The following is a 3,753-nucleotide window of genomic DNA, read 5'->3' as shown; positions in this document are numbered from 1 at the left end:
CGGGATAACGCCTGGAAACGGGTGCTAAAACCGGATAGGTATCGCTTCTGCATGGAAGAGATATTAAAGGAGCTGCAAGGCTCTGAACATGGATGGACCTGCGGTGCATTAGCTGGTTGGTGAGGTAACGGCCCACCAAGGCGACGATGCATAGCCGGCCTGAGAGGGTGAACGGCCACATTGGGACTGAGACACGGCCCAAACTCCTACGGGAGGCAGCAGTAGGGAATTTTCGTCAATGGGGGCAACCCTGAACGAGCAATGCCGCGTGAGTGAGGAAGGTCTTCGGATCGTAAAGCTCTGTTGCAGGAGAAAAACGGCAGATATAGGAAATGATATCTGAGTGATGGTAACCTGCCAGAAAGTCACGGCTAACTACGTGCCAGCAGCCGCGGTAATACGTAGGTGGCGAGCGTTATCCGGAATGATTGGGCGTAAAGGGTGCGTAGGTGGCCTTATAAGTCTGGAGTGAAAGGCGGCAGCTCAACTGCCGTATGCTCTGGAAACTGTGAGGCTGGAGTGCAGGAGAGGGCGATGGAACTCCATGTGTAGCGGTAAAATGCGTAGATATATGGAAGAACACCAGTGGCGAAGGCGGTCGCCTGGCCTGTAACTGACACTGAAGCACGAAAGCGTGGGGAGCAAATAGGATTAGATACCCTAGTAGTCCACGCCGTAAACGATGAGAACTAGGTGTTGGGGGAATAACTCAGTGCCGCAGTTAACGCAGTAAGTTCTCCGCCTGGGGAGTATGCACGCAAGTGTGAAACTCAAAGGAATTGACGGGGGCCCGCACAAGCGGTGGAGTATGTGGTTTAATTCGAAGCAACGCGAAGAACCTTACCAGGCCTTGACATCCCCTGCAAAGACATGGAGACATGTTGGAGGGTATCAGGGAGACAGGTGGTGCATGGTTGTCGTCAGCTCGTGTCGTGAGATGTTGGGTTAAGTCCCGCAACGAGCGCAACCCCTGTGATATGTTACCAGTATCAAGTTAGGGACTCATATCAGACTGCCGGTGACAAACCGGAGGAAGGTGGGGATGACGTCAAATCATCATGCCCCTTATGGCCTGGGCTACACACGTACTACAATGGCATCTACAAAGAGCAGCGGCACTGTGAAGTGGAGCGAATCTCATAAAGGATGTCTCAGTTCGGATTGAAGTCTGCAACCCGACTTCATGAAGTTGGAATCGCTAGTAATCGCGGATCAGCATGCCGCGGTGAATACGTTCTCGGGCCTTGTACACACCGCCCGTCAAACCATGGGAGTTGGTAATACCCGAAGCCGGTGGCATAACCGCAAGGGGTGAGCCGTCGAAGGTAGGACCGATGACTGGGGTTAAGTCGTAACAAGGTATCCCTACGGGAACGTGGGGATGGATCACCTCCTTTCTAAGGAGAAAGAGTGTAGAAAAGGAAGACGAAGTTCTAGAGGAATTCTTGTTTGGTTTTGAGGGATCGGAAGGATCGCTCAGAGGGATGGATCTTTGAAAACTGAACAACATGAAGAAAAGACATAACAGAAAAGGTCTAACGGAAAGTTGAAAGATAAACTGAGAAAAAGACAGTAGTAAGAAACAGTTCTTATGAAGAAGAATCTCGAAGAAAACACGAGAACCACTGATTAAGTAAGGAAGGGCGTACGGAGGATGCCTTGCCACTCGAAAGTGAAGAAGGACGTGCCAAACTGCGAAAAGCTGCGGGGAGCTGTCAAGGGAGCGAAGAGCCGCAGATGTCCGAATGGGGGAACCCGGCAGGAGAAGAAGCCTGCCATCCAGCGATGAATCCATAGTTGCTGGAGAGCTACCCGGGGAACTGAAACATCTAAGTACCCGGAGGAGAAGAAAACAACAGTGATTTCCTGAGTAGCGGCGAGCGAAAGGGAAGGAGCCCAAACCGCATTAAGGAGCGGGGTTGAAGGACCACGGAAAGGAAAGAGAAGGATAGACGAACGCGATCGAAAGCGCGGCCGAAGAGGGTGCAAGCCCTGTAGTCGAAATCCGGAACGAGTACCGGTGGGATCCTGAGTACGGCGAGACACGAGGAATCTTGTCGGAAGCAGGCGGGACCATCCGCCAAGGCTAAATATAAGCGAGTGAGCGATAGAGGACCAGTACCGTGAGGGAAAGGTGAAAAGAACCGCGGGAGCGGAGTGAAATAGAACCTGAAACCGTATGCCTACAAGAAGTCAGAGCCCGTTAAAGGGTGATGGCGTGCCTTTTGTAGAATGAACCGGCGAGTTGCGGATAGATGCGAGGTTAAGCGGGAAAGCGCGGAGCCGAAGCGAAAGCGAGTCTTAAGAGGGCGGAAGTATATATCTGCAGACCCGAAACCGGGTGATCTAGCCATGAGCAGGTTGAAGTTGAGGTGAAGCTCAATGGAGGACCGAACCGACCACCGTTGAAAAGTTGGCGGATGACTTGTGGCTAGCGGAGAAATTCCAATCGAACCCGGAGATAGCTGGTTCTCCCCGAAATAGCTTTAGGGCTAGCGTCGGAAGGAAGCGACAGGAAGGTAGAGCACTGAATGTGTGATGGCCCCATCCCGGGGTACTGAATACAATCAAACTCCGAATGTTCTGAAGCGTATCCGGCAGTCAGACTGTGGGTGATAAGGTCCATGGTCGAAAGGGAAACAGCCCAGACCGCCAGTTAAGGTCCCAAAATGCAGGCTAAGTGGAAAAGGATGTGGGGATGCCCAGACAACTAGGAGGTTGGCTCAGAAGCAGCCATCCTTTAAAGAGTGCGTAACAGCTCACTAGTCGAGTGACCCTGCGCCGAAAATGTACCGGGGCTAAGCCTGATACCGAAACTGCGGATTTAGGAAACTAAGTGGTAGGGGAGCGTTGTATGCGGATAGAAGCCATACCGTGAGGAGTGGTGGACTGCATAGAAGTGAGAATGCCGGTGTGAGTAGCGAGATGTAGGTGGGAATCCTACACACCGAAAGCCCAAGGATTCCAGGGGAAGGTTCGTCCGCCCTGGGTAAGTCGGGACCTAACGCGAGGCCGAAAGGCGTAGCGGATGGAAAGCAGGCGCATATTCCTGCACCCGCGCATGGAGTGAAGGAGTGACGGAGACGGCTAGTATGACCCTCTTAATGGATTGAGGGCGAAGCGAGGTAGCGGATGCACAGGCAAATCCGTGCATCAGGAACGTGAAGACGTGACAGGTAAGCGAAATCCAAGGAAAGTAGCGAAGCATATGAGGCCGGCTTCCAGGAAAAGCTTCTGGCAATGCATGAGCGGCCCGTACCAAAACCGACACAGGTGGGCAGGTAGAGAATACCAAGGTGAGCGAGAGAACTGTTGCCAAGGAACTCGGCAAAATAGCTCCGTAAGTTCGCAAGAAGGAGCGCTTCGAAAGAAGCCGCAGTGAAGAGGCCCAAGCGACTGTTTAACTAAAACACAGCTCTCTGCGAAGTCGCAAGACGAAGTATAGGGGGTGACACCTGCCCGGTGCTGGAAGGTTAAGGGGATCTGTCAGATGATATCAAAGCAGTGAACCGAAGCCCCAGTGAACGGCGGCCGTAACTATAACGGTCCTAAGGTAGCGAAATTCCTTGTCAGGTAAGTTCTGACCCGCACGAAAGGTGTAACGATTTGGGCGCTGTCTCGGCAGCAGGCTCGGTGAAATCTTAGTACCTGTGAAAATGCAGGTTACCCGCAACTAGACGGAAAGACCCCATGGAGCTTTACTGCAGCTTAGTATTGGATTTCGGTCATACATGTACAGGATAGGTGGGAGAC

2 rRNA genes are annotated in these 3,753 nt (G+C 52.5%); both read left to right on the top strand.

The window, feature by feature from the left end:
* Positions 1–1,397 (top strand): 16S ribosomal RNA (locus FYJ50_RS10400); the annotation flags it as partial.
* A 230-nt stretch (positions 1,398–1,627) separates the two neighbouring features.
* Positions 1,628–3,753: ribosomal RNA gene (locus FYJ50_RS10395) — 23S ribosomal RNA — on the top strand; the annotation flags it as partial.

The sequence above is a fragment of the Floccifex porci genome (genome assembly GCF_009696175.1).
In the GTDB taxonomy this organism is placed as follows: Bacteria; Bacillota_I; Bacilli_A; order Erysipelotrichales; family Erysipelotrichaceae; genus Floccifex; species Floccifex porci.
Note: the sequence above shows the minus strand (reverse complement) of the source record. Positions and strands in the feature narration are given on the sequence as shown.